At 67.2% G+C, this 15,531-nt stretch carries 14 protein-coding genes; 6 read left to right on the plus strand and 8 right to left on the minus strand.

The genetic code is table 11. The features are described 5' to 3' along the window. Positions 1–61: 61 nt before the first annotated feature. From TBU01S_RS09595 to TBU01S_RS09620, 6 genes are all read right to left on the minus strand, one after another. Positions 62–853, minus strand: coding sequence for a MinD/ParA family ATP-binding protein (locus TBU01S_RS09595; RefSeq protein ID WP_068636413.1), 792 nt, complete (start codon positions 851–853; stop codon positions 62–64). A 1-nt stretch (position 854) separates the two neighbouring features. Beyond that, positions 855–2,285: a flagellar biosynthesis GTPase FlhF gene (flhF, locus tag TBU01S_RS09600; protein ID WP_068636414.1), complete on the minus strand. Its 1,431-nt coding sequence runs from the start codon at positions 2,283–2,285 to the stop codon at positions 855–857. Between the two features lie 232 nt (positions 2,286–2,517). Further along, positions 2,518–4,620, minus strand: coding sequence for a flagellar biosynthesis protein FlhA (gene flhA, locus TBU01S_RS09605; protein ID WP_068636415.1), 2,103 nt, complete (start codon positions 4,618–4,620; stop codon positions 2,518–2,520). 23 nt (positions 4,621–4,643) lie between these two features. Further along, a complete protein-coding gene (gene flhB, locus TBU01S_RS09610) occupies positions 4,644–5,786 on the minus strand; it encodes a flagellar biosynthesis protein FlhB (RefSeq protein WP_068636433.1) in 1,143 nt (380 codons plus the stop codon). A 154-nt stretch (positions 5,787–5,940) separates the two neighbouring features. Further along, the gene (locus TBU01S_RS09615; RefSeq protein ID WP_068636434.1) at positions 5,941–6,390 is read right to left on the minus strand and encodes a DUF192 domain-containing protein; all 450 of its coding nucleotides are present in this window, start codon (positions 6,388–6,390) and stop codon (positions 5,941–5,943) included. Between the two features lie 5 nt (positions 6,391–6,395). After that, positions 6,396–7,130: a pseudouridine synthase gene (locus tag TBU01S_RS09620; RefSeq protein WP_083953544.1), complete on the minus strand. Its 735-nt coding sequence runs from the start codon at positions 7,128–7,130 to the stop codon at positions 6,396–6,398. Between TBU01S_RS09620 and TBU01S_RS09625 the strand changes: the two genes are divergently transcribed. The 6 genes from TBU01S_RS09625 to TBU01S_RS09650 all read left to right on the plus strand — a co-directional run bounded on the left by TBU01S_RS09625 (position 7,129) and on the right by TBU01S_RS09650 (position 13,924). Next, positions 7,129–7,992 (plus strand): Rpn family recombination-promoting nuclease/putative transposase, encoded by an 864-nt coding sequence (locus tag TBU01S_RS09625; RefSeq protein ID WP_083953545.1) that lies wholly within the window; start codon positions 7,129–7,131, stop codon positions 7,990–7,992. The two genes, TBU01S_RS09620 and TBU01S_RS09625, sit on opposite strands and share 2 nt — an antisense overlap. A 210-nt stretch (positions 7,993–8,202) precedes the next feature. After that, positions 8,203–8,757, plus strand: coding sequence for a sigma-70 family RNA polymerase sigma factor (locus TBU01S_RS09630; RefSeq protein ID WP_068636417.1), 555 nt, complete (start codon positions 8,203–8,205; stop codon positions 8,755–8,757). Then, a complete protein-coding gene (locus tag TBU01S_RS09635) occupies positions 8,754–9,737 on the plus strand; it encodes a FecR domain-containing protein (protein ID WP_068636418.1) in 984 nt (327 codons plus the stop codon). Before TBU01S_RS09630 ends, TBU01S_RS09635 begins: the two co-directional genes overlap by 4 nt. A 96-nt stretch (positions 9,738–9,833) precedes the next feature. Then, positions 9,834–12,281: a TonB-dependent siderophore receptor gene (locus TBU01S_RS09640; RefSeq protein WP_157659117.1), complete on the plus strand. Its 2,448-nt coding sequence runs from the start codon at positions 9,834–9,836 to the stop codon at positions 12,279–12,281. Between the two features lie 4 nt (positions 12,282–12,285). After that, positions 12,286–13,476: an MFS transporter gene (locus TBU01S_RS09645; RefSeq protein WP_157659118.1), complete on the plus strand. Its 1,191-nt coding sequence runs from the start codon at positions 12,286–12,288 to the stop codon at positions 13,474–13,476. 22 nt (positions 13,477–13,498) lie between these two features. Further along, positions 13,499–13,924 (plus strand): hypothetical protein, encoded by a 426-nt coding sequence (locus TBU01S_RS09650; protein WP_068636421.1) that lies wholly within the window; start codon positions 13,499–13,501, stop codon positions 13,922–13,924. A gap of 464 nt (positions 13,925–14,388) precedes the next feature. Here the strand turns inward: TBU01S_RS09650 and TBU01S_RS09655 are convergent, their stop codons facing one another. Both TBU01S_RS09655 and TBU01S_RS09660 read right to left on the minus strand, forming a co-directional pair. Continuing rightward, complete coding sequence (locus TBU01S_RS09655) at positions 14,389–15,105, minus strand: RES family NAD+ phosphorylase (protein WP_245650886.1); 717 nt, start codon at positions 15,103–15,105, stop codon at positions 14,389–14,391. Beyond that, complete coding sequence (locus TBU01S_RS09660; RefSeq protein ID WP_068636423.1) at positions 15,098–15,493, minus strand: MbcA/ParS/Xre antitoxin family protein; 396 nt, start codon at positions 15,491–15,493, stop codon at positions 15,098–15,100. The genes TBU01S_RS09655 and TBU01S_RS09660 overlap by 8 nt, the downstream gene beginning before the upstream one ends. Between the last annotated feature and the right edge of the window lie 38 nt (positions 15,494–15,531).

Here is a 15,531-nt window from a genome sequence, read left to right on the forward strand (position 1 = left end):
CGGCATTCTCCCGCACTGTCACAGGCATTACCAGCGGGATACATCACACCGCCCGCCATGTTCAGGCTCTCCGCACGGACTTCGCCCGGCCCGCCGCCTCGATGTCGCGCATGAAGGCGGCGCTGGCCGCCCGCGTCGCCGCGGCAGCATCGAAACGCGACAGCGTGGCAGTCAGGTCGTCGTGCTCGACTTCGCCCAGCCATTCCAGCGGCAGGCCGACGTGGCGCCGGACCAGTGCATTCAGACCGGCGAAGAACCGCGCGGCATCGTCACGGTCGCGCGCACGGCAGACTGCGACATGGGCGGAACCCGCGCCGGCGGCGGCCAATGCCTTGAGCGTGCGATAGGCCTCGGTGGCCCCGCTCGCGCTCGCCTCCACCACCAGCAGGCGGCGCGGCGCGGCAGCGACGAAGGGGGAGGGTTCGGCCGCCGTTTCACCAGCGGCATGCACCAGCACGAAGCTGGCATGGCGGTGCAGGATGCGCAGCGCCTCGACCAGGCAGGCGCGGCGCGCATCGTCCAGCAGGGGCAGCGCCAGTGCGGCAGCCACCGCCGGCACGCGGCCGAGCAGGCCAGGCGAGGGTTGCAGCACGTCGGCCAGCGTGCTGCGGCCGTCGAGCAGTTGCAGCAGGTCCGGCCCGGGCGCCTGGCGCAGTACCTCGCCCAGCCCGGCTTCGCCTTCGGCCTCGTCCAGGATCAGCACCCGCTCGGCGTGGCCGGCGATGCGATGCGCAGCCAGCACCGCGTTGTGCGCACGGCGGCGGCCGCAGGCATAAAGTGCCAGCACCTGCGGCGGCACGCGGCGGAACAGGCGCCTCAACCCTGCCGCCTGGTCTTCTCGTCGGTCGATCATCTCAGGCACCTCCGGCCGCGGCCAGCATCATTCCCGTCTCGTCACCGTTCAGATGCCAGGGCGATTCGGCCCCCTGCCCGCGCAGCGCGCGATGCAGCAGATAGGCCCGGTTGGGCAGGTGCAGGTCTTCCGGCACCCGCTGGCCGTTGGTCAGGTAGCGGATCCCGAGCCGGTGGCGCACGGCGACGTCGAGCGCCGGCGCCAGGGAGGCGGCCTCGTCCACCTTGGTGAAGATGCAGCCCGCCAGGTCGTCCCCGGCATAGGCGCGCACCACGTCGTCCAGCGTGTCGCCGCGCGCGGTGGCATTCAGCAGCAGCAGGCGGCGGACGTCGCCGGCGCCGCTCAGCATCGCCGCCTGCTCGGCCACCATGCGGTCGCGCTGGCTCATGCCCATGGTGTCGATCAGCACCATATGCTTGTTGCGCAGGCCGGCCAGGGTCTGGCGCAGATCGGCGGCGTCGCGCACCGAGAATACCGGCACGCCCAGGATGCGGCCATAGATGCGCAGTTGCTCCTGCGCACCGATGCGGTAGCCATCGGTGGTGATCATCGCCAGCCGGCTGGCGCCGTGGCGCACCACGCAGCGCGCGGCGAGCTTGGCCGTGGTGGTGGTCTTGCCGACACCGGTCGGCCCGACCAGCGCGAACACGCCGCCCTGGTCGATCACGTCGTCGTCCGAGGCGTGGGCGCGCATCATGCGGTCGAGCAATGCGCCCGCCGCCTCGCGCGCCTCGATCCGGCCCGCCTCCTCGGGCACCGCCGCGGACAGCTTGCGCGCGGTGGCGGCGGAAAAGCCGGCTTCGAGCAGTTCGCCCATCAAGGCCGCGCGGCCCGGCGCCTGGCGCCGGGTTTCGCCCCAGGCGAAGCCGGCAAGCTGGCGCTCGATCATGCCGCGAATGCCGGACAGCTCTTCCATCAGCCGGGCATTGGTTTCCTGCAGCTCACGCACGCGGGCACTGCCGGAATCCTCGGCCGGCGCGGACACAGGAGCCGAAGCCGGCGCAGGCCGGCTGCGCATGGCGAAGTCGGCCGTCTCGATACGCGGCGGCGAGAAAGGCCGGATGACGGGCTGCTGGGGGGCGGCCGGAGCCGGACGCGCCGCATTCCGGGCCGCATTGGCTGCCAGTGCGGACAGGCTGACGCGGAAATCGTCCTCGGCCGCTTCGGGGGCGAGCGCTCGCGGGCCGGGCTGGACGAAAGGCTCAGGCGCCGCCGCCTTCGCGGCAGGCCTTGCCGCAGCCGCCGTTTTCTCCGCAGCAGCCGTGCGCCGGGCCGCCTGCAGCGCACCGACGGCCTCGCCCGGCAGCGCCAGAATCTCCACGCCACCATCGACGGCACGGTTCGACAGCACGATCGCATCGGGGCCGAGCTCTTCCTTCAGCTCGCGGAGCGCTTCGCGGGCAGTGGGAGCAAAGTAGCGTTTGACGTTCATGGCGTTTCTCCAGGCAGCCGGACTTTGGCCGCAGCTTGAGGAGGATTATCCCGAGCGGGGCGCGCATCCCTTGGGCCGAATAAACCGCGTTTCACCCGCTTATTCGATGCTCTGGGCAGAACGTGGTTGCTGGGTTTCGCCTCCGGCTCACCCCCTGCGCGGCCCCACTCATCCTACGTCGATGCCCTGGGTAGGATGGGTAGAGTGCAGCGAAACCCATCAATCGTGCCGATCATCCGTTCTGCCCGATCATCGCCGTGACACGGATGGTGCGGGACTCGGGCACTTCGCTGTTGGAGATCACCTTCAGCGAAGGCACGGCGCGGCGCAAAAAGCGCGACAGCAGCATGCGCAGCTGCGAGGGCACCAGCAGCACCGGCGGGAGGCCGATTTCTTCCTGGCGCTGGGCGATCTGCGCGGTCTGGCGCAGCAGCGTGTCGGCCAGCCCCGGCTCGATCGCGCCGCCCTCGCCGCCCGCGCTCATGGCCTGCATCAGGATGCGTTCCAGGCCGGGCTCCAGCGCCATGACGTTGACTTCGGCGTTGCCGGGGAACAGGCCCTGGATGATCGCGCGGCCCAGCGCCTCGCGCACCTTGAGCGTGAGCTGCACCGGGTCCTGCGTGCGCGCCGCCTGCTCGGCCAGCACTTCGATGATGCTGCGCATGTCGCGGATGTTGACGCCTTCTTCGAGCAGGTTCTGCAGCACGCGCTGCACGGTGCCGACCGGCAGCAGCTTGGGCACCAGGTCTTCGATGAGCTTGGGCGAATCCTTGCCGACGTGGTCGAGCAGCGCCTGCGTTTCCTGGCGGCCGAGCAGTTCGGCGGCGTGGTTGAGGATGACGTGGTTGAGGTGGGTGGCGACCACCGTGCTGGCATCGACCACGGTGTAGCCCAGTGCATGCGCCTGCTCGCGCATGCCGTTCTCGATCCAGAACGCCGGCAGGCCGAAGGCCGGGTCGGTGGTTTCGCGCCCCTGCAGCGGGCCGGACACGTGGCCGGGGTCGATCGCCAGCAACTGCCCCGGATAGGCCTCGCCGGCGCCGACTTCGACGCCCTTCAGCGCGATGCGGTAGGCGTTGGGCTTCAGTTCCAGATTGTCGCGGATATGCACCGGCGAGGACAGGAAGCCGACTTCCTGCGCGAACTTCTTGCGCAGGCCGCGGATGCGCTTGAGCAGTTCGCCGTCCTGGCCCTTGTCGACCATCGGGATCAGCCGGTAGCCCACTTCCAGGCCGAGCACGTCGACCTGCGACACGTCGTTCCAGCTCGCCTCCTGGGCATCCGGCTGCGGCATCGCGGCCTGCGCCGCGGCCTCGGGCGCCGCAGCCGCGGCCACGTCCTCGATCATGCGCTTGCGCCGCATCCAGGCCAGGCCGCCGAGCGTGCCGGCCAGCAGCAGGAAGACGAGGTTGGGCATGCCGGGGATCAGGCCCAGCACGCCGATGATGCCGGCCGCCAGCGTCATCACCTGCGGATTGGAGAACAGCTGGCCGATCACCAGGCCGCCGATGTCGCCGTCGTCGCCGACGCGCGACACCACCAGGCCGGCCGCCACCGAGATGATCAGCGCCGGGATCTGCGCCACCAGGCCGTCGCCGATGGTCAGCAGCGTGTAGGTGTGGGCTGCCTCGCCCGCCGCCATGTCGTGCTGCATGACGCCGACGAACAGGCCGCCGACGATGTTGATGACGAGGATGATGATGGCGGCGATGGCGTCGCCGCGCACGAACTTGGACGCACCGTCCATCGCGCCGTAGAAATCCGCTTCCTGCGCGATCTCCTTGCGCCTGGCCTTGGCCGTCTTCTCATCGATGAGGCCGGCGTTGAGGTCGGCGTCGATCGCCATCTGCTTGCCGGGCATCGCGTCCAGCGTAAAGCGCGCCGACACTTCGGCGATGCGGCCCGCACCCTTGGTGATGACGACGAAGTTGATGATGGTGAGGATCACGAAGACGACGATGCCGACCGCGGTGTTGCCGCCGACCAGGAAGCTGCTGAAGGCCTCGATGACCTTGCCCGCCGCATCCGGCCCGCCATGGCCTTCCAGCAGCACGATCCGCGTCGACGCCACGTTCAGCGACAGCCGCAGCAGCGTCGTCACCAGCAGCACGGTAGGGAAGACCGAGAAGTCCAGCGGCTTGCGCGAGTACATCGCCACCAGCATCACCATGATCGAGATGGCGATGTTGAAGGTGAAGAAGACGTCGAGCAGGAAGACCGGCAGCGGCAGCACCATCATGGCCAGCACCATGATGATCAGGATGGGCGCCGCCAACGGGCGCAGGTTGGCCGGGGTCAGCAGCGCGCGCAGGTTCAGGGTGGTGTTCAGGGCCATCGCTCAGTGACTCGTTTCGATGTTCATTCTTCGGCCGCGCCGGGGTCCATGCCCTCGGGCACCTGCAGGTCGGCAGGCGCCTCGGGCTGCAGGCCACCCTGCTTCATCCAGGCGTCGAGCTGGTAGACATAGGCCATGACCTCGGCCACGGCGGTGTACAGCGCGGCGGGAATCGCCTGCTCCAGCTCGCAGTGCCTGTACAGCGCACGCGCCAGCGGCGGCGCTTCCAGCAGCGGCACCTCGTTGTCGCGGGCGATCTCGCGGATCTTCAGCGCCAGTTCGCCGCGCCCCTTGGCCACCACCACCGGCGCGCCCATGCGCTCGGCGTCGTACTTCAGCGCCACCGAGAAATGCGTCGGGTTGGTCACCACGACGTCGGCCTTGGGCACTTCGGACATCATGCGGCGGCGTGCCATCTCGCGCTGCATGGCGCGGATGCGGCCCTTGACCTGCGGATCGCCTTCCTGTTCCTTGCTCTCGCGCTTGACCTCTTCCTTGCTCATGCGCAATTTCTTGTGGTACTGCCAGAGCTGGAAAGGCACGTCCATCAGCGCCAGCAGCCCGAGGCTGGCGGCGATCAGCACCGCGGCGAAGATCACCGTGCCGGCAAAGTCGGCCATGCCGGCCTCGATCGGCGTCACCATCAGGTCGAGCAGGTGGTCCTTGTTCGACCACAGCACCATCGACGCCACGCCGCCGATGATCAGCGACTTCAGGATCGCCTTGACCATCTCCATCAGGCCGTGCGCCGAGAACATCCGCCCCAGGCCCTTGATCGGGTTCATGCGGCCGAAGTTGGGCCCCAGCGCCTTGGGCGCCAAGTTCAGCCCGCCCAGCACGATCGGCGCCGCCACCGCGGCGACCAGCAGCGTCAGGAACAGCGGCATCAGCATCAGCAGCGCGCCGCTCAACTGGCCGCGCAGCACGTCGAGCATCAGCGCGACGTCGAACACCGTCTCGCGCTCGAAGGAAAAGCCGGTACGCACCACCGCCAGCATGCGCTCGGCCATCCAGCCGCCGAGCAGCCACAGCGCCAGCACGCCGGTGATGGTGACGAAGAAAGTCGACAGTTCCCGCGACTGCGGGACCTGGCCTTCCTCGCGCGCCTGTTCCAGCCGTCGCGGTGAGGGGGCTTCTGTTTTTTCGAGATCGCTTTCTTCGGCCACGGCCGGCTCCATGTGCGCCCCGCCGCGCGGCAAAGGGCGCGGGCGCGGGGCGACGTGTGCGGATTATCGGCCGTGGCCGGCAATATCTGCCGGCCGAAAAAAGGCGCTAAAGGGCCGCTATTCGTCCCTTTCCATCAGGGGCATCAAGGCCCGATCAGCTTCCCGAGGGCAGGCGGTCGAAGCCGCGCAGGGTGTCGCCGGCCTCGATGCCGCGCTCGCGGAACCAGCCCTGGTTCATCTCCAGCGCGAAGCGCGCGGGGGCGGCAGCGCAGTGGTTGTCCTCGGAGTGCGGCTGCATGTCCTCGATGTTGATGATCCTTCCCTGCGTGTCGATGAAGGCCACCGACAGCGGCAGAAAAGTGTTCTTCATCCACATGCAGTGGGTCGCGTCCTGGGTGAACACGAACACCATGCCCCGTTGCGCCGGCATGGACTTGCGATTCATCAGGCCGAGTTGGCGCGTCTGCGGCGTATGAGCGATTTCGGCCTCGATCCGGTACATGCCTGCCCCCAGTTCCGCCACCGGCATCGCCACGTCCGCCAGCCCGGCGCCCGACGACAAGGCCATACCGGTTGCCAGCGCCGCCTTCCAGAAAACCGCCATCCGCGTCATCCTTTCGCTCCTTTGCCTGGACCCTTGTCAGCGCGACGCATCTTACCCGCGCCAACGCCAGACCGGGAACGCGAATCCGCCGTGCGCATCGTTCCGCCACCCCGCCCGGCCGGCCTGGCACGCCCGCTGGCAACAGGTTTCCCAGCAATTCGACCCGCCCTGCCCGTTTTATCCGCGGCAGGCAGATCCGGCACCGCCACCTCCCGCCACTCCCCCGGCTGCAGGCCGTCCAGCCGCCACGGCCCGATCGCCACACGGATCAGCCGCAGGGTCGGAAAGCCGATCTTCGCCGTCATCCGCCGCACCTGCCGGTTCTTGCCTTCGCGCAGCACGATCTCCAGCCAGGCAGTCGGCACCGTCTTGCGAAAGCGCACCGGCGGGTTGCGCGGCCACAGCCACTCCGGCTCGACCACCCGGCGCGCATCGCAGGGCCGGGTATGGAAATCGCCCAGATCCAGCCCGGCGCGCAGTTGCGCCAGCGCCGCCTCGTCCGGCCCGCCCTCGACCTGCACGAGATAGGTCTTGGGCTGCTTGTGGCGCGGGTCGGCAATGCGGTGCTGCAAGGCGCCGTCGTCGGTCAGCAGCAGCAGACCTTCGCTGTCGGCATCGAGCCGGCCGGCGGCATAGACGCCGGGCACCGGAACGTGGTCTTTCAGCGTGGCCTGCCCGGCCTCGCCGGAGAACTGGCACAGCACGCCATAGGGCTTGTTGAGGAGGATCAGGCGGGACATGGACGGGATGATACCTGCCGATTCGGGCATCACATCCGGAACGCAGGACAATCGCACGAATACCGCTGTCGCCTTTTTGGGCACGAAACCTCCCCTCCCCGACCCTTTCCACGGCAATGTCGGTCGATGGATGGCGCTGCGCCTGCTGACCTATGTCTGCCTGCTGTACCAAGATTTGATTCGCGGAGGACAGGTCAAATCGGGCGGCAAGCTGCCGCCGGTTTTCCCGCTGGTGCTCTACAACGGACAGCCGAAGTGGGCTGCGACGCAGGAAGTCGCTGATTTGACCGCCGCGCCCGGCGGGCTGGCGCGCTGGAGCCCGCGCTTTCGCCATCACCTGCTCGACCAAGGGAGGGTATCGGAGAAGGAACTGCGGCGCCTGCCGGACAACCTGATGGCGCGACTGATCGAGCTGGAAACCCATCTGCCCGATGATCCGTTCATCCGCGAAGTGACCCAGGCGCTGGCGGAACACCTCAAAGACCCTGCCTTCGACAGCCTGCGCCGGGCCTTCGTGGTGTTCTACAATCGGACCATTCTCTCGAAACTCGATGCGAGCCAGAGCATCGAACCCCCGAATGACCTGCAGGAGATCGACACCATGCTTGCCGAACGTATCGACCAGTGGCTAGAGGGCATCCGCCAAGAGGGGGTGCTCAAGGGAGAGCAGGAAGGCTTGCTCAAAGGCAAGCAGGTCGAGGCTGTACGGATGTTGAGTCGGCTGCTTCGCCTGCGTTTCGGCGACCTGCCCACCTGGGCGGAGGAACGACTGGCGCGGGCGCCGCTGGAACAGCTCGAAGACTGGATCGATGCGGTGCTGACGGCGGAAACGCTGGAAGGAGTGATCGGACCGGAAGGCTGAGATCGCGGCCTGGCGGAGATGGGTGAAAAAACGCGGGAAGCCGCGCAATTGGCCGGGGAAACCGGCGCAATTGCGCGGTTTTTTGCGTGAAGGGAGAGAGAAAAGCGTACAGGCTTCATGCGATTGCCCTGATCCGGAACGGCGGATCGGCTTGTTGATAAGAACAATTCTTAATATCATCGCCCGATATCGCCCGCCTCCGCGCTCTTCATGCACACCCCGCCGCCCTCGCTGCGACAAACCGCCGACCTGCTCTACCGGGATCACCACCAATGGCTGCGGGGCTGGCTTTCCCACAAGGTCGGCTGCACCCACCAGGGCGCCGACCTGGCGCAGGACACCTTCGTGCGCGTGCTCGGCTCGAACGAACTCGGCAGGCTCGACGAACCGCGCGCCTTCCTGATGACCCTGGCGCAGCGCGTGCTGTACAGCTTCTGGCGCCGCCGCAATCTGGAAAACGCCTGGCTGGAAGCCTTGGCCCAAGAGCCGGAAAACCATGCCCCCTCGGCCGAGGACTACGCCCTGGTGCGCGACGCCATCGAAACCCTCGACCGCCTGCTCGGCGACCTGCCGCTGCGCGCCCGCAAGGCCTTCCTGATGAACCGCCTGGAAGACATGACCCATGTGGAAATCGCCCGCAGCCTGGGCGTTTCCCTGGCCACCATCGAACGCGACATCAAGCTGGCCTTCACCCACTGCTACCTCGCCAGCCTCGACGCCATACCGAACGGCATCACCGAAGCGCCCTCCTCCACGCGCCCATGAACACTCCGGCCAGACAGCTCGACCCCATCGCCGAACGCGCCATCGACTGGCTGCTGCGGCTCGACTCCGGCAGCGCCACCGCCGAAGACCGCAGCGCCTTCGAAGCCTGGCTGGATGCGGATCTGCGCCACCGCAACGCCTGGCAGACGATCTCCGGCCTGCTCCACCAGCCCATCGCCACCCTCCGCGAAGCGGAAAGCCATCTCCCCGGCCAGCGCCGCGCCGCCCGTCTGGCACTGACCACTCCCCAGCGCCGCAAGGCCCTGCGCAACAGCGCCGCCGCCCTGCTCCTGCTGAGCCTCGGCGGCTACGCGTTGAACCGCCAGCATCCGCTCGGCACCCTGGTCGCGGACCTGCACACCGCCACCGGGGAACGCCGGCAAGTGCAGCTCGCCGACGGCAGCACCTTGGTGCTCAACGCCCGCAGCGCGGTCGACGTGGAATACAGCGCATCCATGCGCCTGCTGCGCCTGCGCAAGGGCGAAATCCTCATCCACACCGCCCCCGACCCGGCCCGCCCGCTCGTCGTGCAGACCCTGCACGGCCAGGCCCGCGCCCTCGGCACCCGCTTCAGCGTGCGGCAACTCGACACCCACAGCGAACTCGCCGTGCTCGAACACCGCGTGCAGCTCACCGCCACCAGCGGCGCGCAGCAAGTGTTCGACGCCGGCAGCACGGCGCGCTTCGATGGCACCCGCATCCAGCCCCTGGCCGCCTCCGCGGCCACCCACGCCGCCTGGGCCGGCGGCCAGCTCGACGTACGCGACCAGCCGCTGGGCGAAGTCGTCAACGCGCTGCGCCCCTACAAGCGCGGCTACCTGCGCGTCTCTCCGCAGGCCGCCGCGCTGCGCGTGTATGGCGTCTTCCCGCTGGACGACCCTGACGCCGCACTGCTGTCGCTGGCCGAAACCCAGCCCATCGCCATCCGGCGCTACGGCGCGCTGGTTACGCTGGTCGAGCATCGCGGCGAAATCGAATAATTTCGAATTTCCATGAGGGGTTTTGCCGGCCTCGTTGGACATGACTACTGAACCCGTGCGTTCAGCCCCATGTTCAACACCCGCCGAGAAGACTCCATGACCCGCAAGCACCGCCCCAGCGCCCGCCGGCCCCGTCTGCTGCACTGCGCCATCGCCGTATCGCTCGCCCTCGCCAGCCTGACGGCCGCCGCCCAAAACGCCGCACCGGCCCCCACCGCCGCCGAAGCCGCCGCCCTGCGCGCCTGGGATCTTCCCGTCGCCCCGCTGGCTGACACCCTGGCCCGCATCGCCCGCGACAGCGGCCAGCGCCTGTCCGCCGATCCGGCGCTGATCGCCGGCAAGACCGCCGCCCCGGTGCGTGGCCGCTACAGCCCCACCGACGCCGCCCGCCAGGCTCTGGCCGGCACCGGGCTGGAGCTGATCGTCACCGAAAGCGGCACGCTGAGCGTGCGGCCGGCGCCGGTGAGAAAAGGGGATGCAACACTGGCCGCCGTGACAGTGACGGCGCAGGCCATGCAGGAGCAGGCCACCGGCCCAGTGCTGGGCTATGTCGCCAAGCGAAGCATGACGGCGATGAAAACGGACACGCCGATCATCGAGACGCCCATGTCGATCAACATCGTCACGCGCGAGCAGATGGACAGCCAGGGCGCACAGCAGGTGGTGCAGGCGCTGCGCTACACGCCGGGCGTGGCGGCGGACATTCGCGGCAATATTTCGCGCTTCGATCAGATTGCCTTTCGTGGCATCGGCTTTGCGCTCGACTCCTTCCATTACCTCGATGGCCTGCGCCTGCCGCGCGGCGCGTCATACCTGATTCCGCAGATCGATACGCACAACGTCGAGCGTGTGGAGGTGTTCAAAGGTCCGGCCTCGCTGCTGTATGGTCAGGCGCCGCTGGGCGGTATCGTCAACTTGGTGAGCAAGCGCCCGGCGGAAGAGCCTTTGCACGAGGTGAGCGTGTCGCTGGGCAGCCATCAACGCAGGCAGATCACCTGGGACAGCGGCGGCGCGCTCGATGAGGATGGCACCTTGAGCTATCGCCTGACCGCTCTGGCGCGCAAGGCGAACACATCGGTGCAGATGACCGAAGAGGAGCGTTTCTACATCGCGCCATCGATCGCCTACAAACCCGATGCCGACACCTCGCTGACCGTGTTCGGCCTGTACCAGCACGATCCCACCGGTGGCTTCTACGGCACGTTGCCGTCAAGCGGCACCATCCTGCCCAATCCGTACGGCAAGCTGCCGCCCGACTTCTTCGACGGCTCGCCCGATTTCAATGCGTTCGACCGCACGCAGGCGAGCATCGGCTATGAGCTGAAGCATCGCTTCAACGAACGCTGGTCACTGACGCAGAACATGCGCTACTGGCGCATGGACTTGGACCAGAGCCAGGTTGGCCAATCGGGCCTGCAGGCGGACTACCGCACTTTGTCGCGTTACGCGCTGTGGTCGCGGGAGAAGATGAACGCGGTCAACATCGACTCCCATTTGCAGGGTGATCTGCAAACAGGCCCGCTGGCGCACAAGCTGCTGATCGGTCTGGACTTGCAGCGCGACCGCTGGACGCAGACCCAGGGCTTTGGCGCTGCGCCGACGCTGGACATCCTGACGCCCGACTACGGCCAGGCCATCATGCGGCCCGCGGCATCGACCAGCCCGGATCGTACGCAACGCCTGATCGGTCTGTACGTGCAAGACCAGATCAAGTGGGGTGGCTGGGGGCTGACGCTGGGCAGCCGGTTCGACCGGGTAAACATCGAGAACGACAACCGGCTGGCCAACACTCGCACCGACCAGGACATCAGCAAGTTCACCTGGCGCGCCGCGCTGATGCACAACTTCGACAACGGCTTTGCACCATATGCAAGCTACGCCACTTCGTTCGACCCGTCGGTCACGGTCAATCCGTATGGCGATCCGTTCAAGCCGACGACGGGCCGGCAGTATGAAGTGGGCCTCAAGTACCAGCCGCAGGGCACGGATGCGCTCTTCACGCTTTCGGCATTCGACCTGGTGCAGCAGAACGTGCTCACCAGCGACCCTCGATCCTCGCTGCCCAATGCGCGCGTGCAGACGGGTGAAGTCACCTCGCGCGGGCTGGAGTTCGAGGCGCGCTTCAGTCCCGTCAAAGGGCTGAATGTCGTCGGCGGGCTGGCAGCCATCAGCCCCAAGGTCACGCGCAGCAACGGCACGGATCTGGGCAAGCGCACGGTGTCGGTGGCACACGGCACCGCATCGCTGTGGGCGGACTATCGATTGGGCGGCGCGCTGGCGGGGCTGACCGTGGGCGGCGGCGTGCGCGTCTCCGGCTCCGCGTATGCGGATGCGGCCAACACGCAGAAGATTCCCGGCTACGGCGTGGCCGACGCGATGCTGCACTACGAGTTGGGCCGCATCAGCCCGAGTCTGCGCAGCGCAATGCTGGCACTGAATCTGAACAACATCTTCGACAAGGCCTACTTCACCTGCAATGCAGCGAACTTCTGCAACTATGGCCAGGGTCGCACCTTCCTCGCGACGCTGAAATATGGCTGGTGAAGCGGTGGGTGATCGCCGGCGCGCACTGCTGATGATGCTTGCGATGGGCGCGCTGTATGCCGGCTTCGGCGTGATGATGGGCTTGCTGCAGGGCGGGCTGCCACCCGTGCTGCGCGCCCGCGGCATGCCGCTGGACCAGCTCGCGTTGACCTACGTTCTGTTCCTGCCGCTGGGGCTGTCCTTCGCGTGGGCGCCGCTGGTCGATCGCATTCGGCTGCCCTGGCTGTCGCCCCGCATCGGCTGGATCGTCGCGGCGCAGGCCGTGGCCGTGGCGGGCGTGGTGGCCGTTGCCTTGCTGGAGGACGCACCGCTGACGCTGCTGTTCGGCCTGGGGCTGGGCGTTGCGGTGGCGATGGCGACGATGGACCTGGCGCTGGATGCGCTGGCGGTGGAGATGACGGGCGAATCGCTGAAGCCGGTTGCTGCAGCACTGAAACTCGCTGCGCTGGCGCTTGGCTCGATGCTCGGCGGCGGCGTGTTCGTCGGTCTGCTGGGCAGCCTGGGCTGGCTGGCGACGTTTCTGTCGGTAGCCGCCTTTCTGTCGCTGTCACTTGCGCCAGTGCTCTGCTTGACGCACGCGGATAGCGCGGCCCATCAAAGAAAGGCCGCTGGCGTTGGCCGCATGTTCGGCATCCTGTGCCAGCCGCAGCTGCGCTGGCGCGTGGCGATGCTGGCCGTGGCTGGCAGCGTGATCTTTCCATTGAGCGCCCACAACCGCGTGATGCTGGTGGACCTGGGCGTGCCGCTGGAGCGCATCGCGTGGCTGGTCGGCACCTTGCAACCGCTGGCCTTGCTGGTGGCATCGCTGGTCGTTGCACCGATGGTGCGCACGGTCGGCCATCGCAGCGCATTGACGTTGCTGGCGGCTGCCGCGCTGCTTTGCGTCGGTCTGTTGCTGGCAGCCTGGCATTACGGGATTCCCGCACTGGCGATTGCCTGCACCGTCGGCATGGCCGGCATTGTCGGCGCGCTGATGGTGGTCTATGCCACGCTGATGCTGTGCTGGGCCGAGGGCGACCAGGCCGCAACCAGCTACGCGGTCATGTTCTGCGGCACGAGGCTGGCGGGCATGGTGGCGACGGTGGGCGCGGGCAAGCTGGTTGCCGTGGTGGGCTGGCAGGCTTTTTACGGGCTGGGCGCTGCGGCGCTGCTGCTTTCGTCGGCGTGGCTGCTGCGCGGCCTGCGCAATACATGAGATGAGACATGAGGATCTTTTGATGAATGTTCCCGACTTTTCCACTCTCCGCCCCGATGCCGCGCTGGCCGATGTCAGCGAATGGCCCGTGGCGCATATCCGCTTCCCCGAGCTGGACGAGCCCGACCGCGTGGGCCGCGTGCTGGGCGCGCTCGACGCGCTGCTGGCGCAGCGCCAGCCGTTCGCGGTGATCTGGAGCATGGCCAGCCACGACCATGACGACGAACCACACGAGGACGAAAAACGCGCCACCATCTGGATCAAGCAACGCAAGGGCGATCTGCGCGCCTTTTGCAAAGGCTATGTCTACGTCGCGCCGACGCAAGAGCTGCATGATCTGCTTGCCGGGCGCTTTCGCACGGTGCAGAAGCTCTACGGCTTTCCGCTGCTACTGGCGGATGACCGGGAAGATGCGCGCCGGCAGGCGCAGGCCCTGCTGGCGGCTTGAATGACGCAGGCACAGCAGCCAGGCGAGCATGCACTGAACATGCACCCATTGCTGTTGCGGTGGCGACTGCGCATGGCTGGGGCATGATCGTCGGGCCGCTGCTGGGCAGTCTGCTGTATGGCATGCATGGCGGCGTGCCTTATGAGGTCATGGCGTTGACGCTGCTGGTGATGGCGATTTCCATCTGTCTGAATCCGTGACCACCCCACGAATCTTTCGCCTCCCGACCCGAATTGCTCCCCATTCCGGCCTCAGCCATGACAACCCCCAAATCCGCGAAGCCGTATACATCCTCCGGGACGGTGGCCGCAGTGGCGCTGTTGCCGGCCTGGCGGCCAGGCCGGCTGCAGGTCTGGGTAGCGGATTGATCGATGCGGCGGATGCGCCCGGTTCACGCTGCGGACAGGTGTGCCGAAGGACACGCCTGCTCCGGCCTGGATCAAACCGCTTTGCCGCCGGGCTTCTCATCGCCTGGCATTGGCACAGCCCATGTTCAAAGTGATCCACGTTACGCCAGGCTGCCTCTCGACCACGATCCGCTCGCCTTCCAGCCGATAGGTCAACAGGCAGTTGTGCCTGGGATTGGAAAGCACGCCTGGATTGAAGATGGCCACGTTCTCTCCGGCAGGCCGGCGAACCGATCGGGTGAGAAGGCCGGGGTGACCCTCCCGGTGGATCCTGGCTCCCACCGACTGGCAGAACCCATAATCCGACGGATGCAGGAGATCCGGGTGTTCGTCGGCTGCCTTGCGGAAATCCAGCAAGGCTGCGCCGCATGCCACCGAATACACCTTGCGCTCGGCAATGACCGCCATCCGCTCAAACCCTGCATCGCCGAGCAAGCCCCGGTACCAGTGGTAAGAGGACTCGTGGACCGTGGTCTCGACCGACTCCGATCCGTACCAGACGCCGTGGCTGCCATCGGAAAACCGGCTGGACTGCCAATGCTTGAACGGCCAAATGATGGCGTTGAACCATTCGGCGTCCTCGAACGGGCGATCGATGACCGGCGTGCCGGATCGGTATGGCGGCGGCTTAACCTCGTCTTCCACCTTCTGCGCCAGCAGCCACTCGGCGGGATCATCCGTCAGGTCATCGAACAGATCCTGCGACTGGCGCAGGGACACGATGTTTCGGGCGACATCCTGATGAACGTCGGCCAGCGTGAGTCGATCAAACACCACGGGCCCGGTCCAGGTAGCCGCGCACCATCAGCAGGCCCGCAAAACCCCACTCCTTGATCACCTCGACGGGCGTCAGGTTGTCGAAGGCCTTGTTGCGGGTGCCCATCCAGCGGTAGGCCAAGTCCCGGTTCTGCGGGAACAGCAGGCGCAGGTTCTTGTGGATACCCAGCAAGTGGCCCACGCGCTCATACTGGTCACGGCTGGTGCCGATCGGTTTGCCGCTGCGATAGTTCGACAGGGCAGCACGATTGCTGGCGGCGATACCCAGCAGTGCAGCCTGATCCTCGGTGCTCAGCTTCCAGTGGTCGAACAAGGCCATGACCATCTTGGCCAGGGCACCACGGTCTTGTGACGCGCTCACTTCGCGCTTGGCTACGGCACCCATGCCTGACTCCTTGTGCGTGATTGGTCAGCGACTTGAGT

Origin of the sequence: Thauera butanivorans NBRC 103042 (assembly GCF_001591165.1) — a bacterium.
GTDB lineage: Bacteria > Pseudomonadota > Gammaproteobacteria > Burkholderiales > Rhodocyclaceae > Thauera > Thauera butanivorans.

Bases quoted from the DNA above. Each gene is read 5' to 3' on its own strand.
- TBU01S_RS09595 (WP_068636413.1), bottom strand. From the start codon at position 853: ATGATCGACCGACGAGAAGACCAGGCGGCAGGGTTGAGGCGCCTGTTC.
- flhF (WP_068636414.1), bottom strand. From the start codon at position 2,285: ATGAACGTCAAACGCTACTTTGCTCCCACTGCCCGCGAAGCGCTCCGC.
- flhA (WP_068636415.1), bottom strand. From the start codon at position 4,620: ATGGCCCTGAACACCACCCTGAACCTGCGCGCGCTGCTGACCCCGGCC.
- TBU01S_RS09615 (WP_068636434.1), bottom strand. From the start codon at position 6,390: ATGGCGGTTTTCTGGAAGGCGGCGCTGGCAACCGGTATGGCCTTGTCG.
- TBU01S_RS09625 (WP_083953545.1), top strand. From the start codon at position 7,129: ATGGACGGGATGATACCTGCCGATTCGGGCATCACATCCGGAACGCAG.
- TBU01S_RS09620 (WP_083953544.1), bottom strand. From the start codon at position 7,130: ATGTCCCGCCTGATCCTCCTCAACAAGCCCTATGGCGTGCTGTGCCAG.
- TBU01S_RS09630 (WP_068636417.1), top strand. From the start codon at position 8,203: ATGCACACCCCGCCGCCCTCGCTGCGACAAACCGCCGACCTGCTCTAC.
- TBU01S_RS09635 (WP_068636418.1), top strand. From the start codon at position 8,754: ATGAACACTCCGGCCAGACAGCTCGACCCCATCGCCGAACGCGCCATC.
- TBU01S_RS09640 (WP_157659117.1), top strand. From the start codon at position 9,834: ATGACCCGCAAGCACCGCCCCAGCGCCCGCCGGCCCCGTCTGCTGCAC.
- TBU01S_RS09650 (WP_068636421.1), top strand. From the start codon at position 13,499: ATGAATGTTCCCGACTTTTCCACTCTCCGCCCCGATGCCGCGCTGGCC.
- TBU01S_RS09660 (WP_068636423.1), bottom strand. From the start codon at position 15,493: ATGGGTGCCGTAGCCAAGCGCGAAGTGAGCGCGTCACAAGACCGTGGT.